Source organism: Aliterella sp. E5.1, from assembly GCF_057473825.1.
The window spans coordinates 1-907 of record NZ_JBYCCV010000504.1 but is presented as its reverse complement, the minus strand read 5'-3'; the positions used below and the strand labels follow the sequence as shown (position 1 = coordinate 907).

Below are 907 nucleotides of genomic sequence, written 5' to 3'. Positions count from 1 at the left end.
CCAGTTGTAGGGATAGCTGATGCCCAAAGTCTGGCCACTAAAGTAGATGGAACCATCTTAGTCGTGGGTATTGCTCAGTCAAGTCGCTCTGCGGTCAATCGGGCGATGGAAATTCTTGCCGGAACTCGCTGCCATATTCCCGGAGTCGTAGTTAATCTACTTGATCGCGATCAAAAAGGATATGCATACGGTGCTGACTATGCCTCGTATTATGGTCGGTAGTGCCTGAAATATCTTATCAATTGAATGAATGATCACGGTCAAGCAGAATTAGTGATTGAGGCTGGTCGCACCGAACGACAGTACTGGCAAGATCTATGGCGGTATCGAGAACTGTTCTACTTCCTGGCCTGGCGAGACATCCTGGTTCGCTATAAGCAAACCATTATTGGAGTTCTCTGGGCGCTGATCCGGCCTTTTTTAACCATGGTGGTGTTTACGATCGTCTTTGGCAACATTGCCAAGCTCCCCTCTGGGGGGGTTCCTTATCCAATTCTGGTGTTTTCGGCAATGTTGCCCTGGCAGTTCTTTGCCAATGCCCTCTCCGAGTGCAGTAATAGCTTGGTTACGAATGCCAATTTAATTTCTAAAATCTACTTTCCCCGCTTGATTATCCCCGCCAGCGCTATCATTGTTAGCTTTGTGGATTTTTTGGTCTCGGGGATGATATTGGTGGCCTTGATGGCCTGGTATAACTTTGTTCCCAGTTGGCGGATTGTCACCCTGCCCCTGTTTATCCTGATTGCCTTTGCCGCTTCGATGGGAGTGGGCTTGTGGTTGGCAGCGTTGAATGTCAAGTACCGGGATTTCCGTTACATTGTGCCGTTTCTAGTTCAGTTTGGTCTTTACATCTCTCCGGTTGGCTTTAGCAGCACCGTTGTCCTACCCCAGTGGCGTTTACTCTATT

The 907-nt window shown here is 48.5% G+C and carries 1 protein-coding gene and 1 pseudogene; both read left to right on the top strand.

Going from position 1 to position 907, the window contains the following annotated elements; translation table 11 throughout:
- Positions 1 to 222: pseudogene (locus tag AC2VE5_RS28595) on the top strand (hypothetical protein); the annotation flags it as partial.
- 24 nt (positions 223 to 246) lie between these two features.
- The coding region (locus AC2VE5_RS28590; protein ID WP_486890890.1) for an ABC transporter permease at positions 247 to 907 on the top strand (661 nt) is incomplete at its 3' end.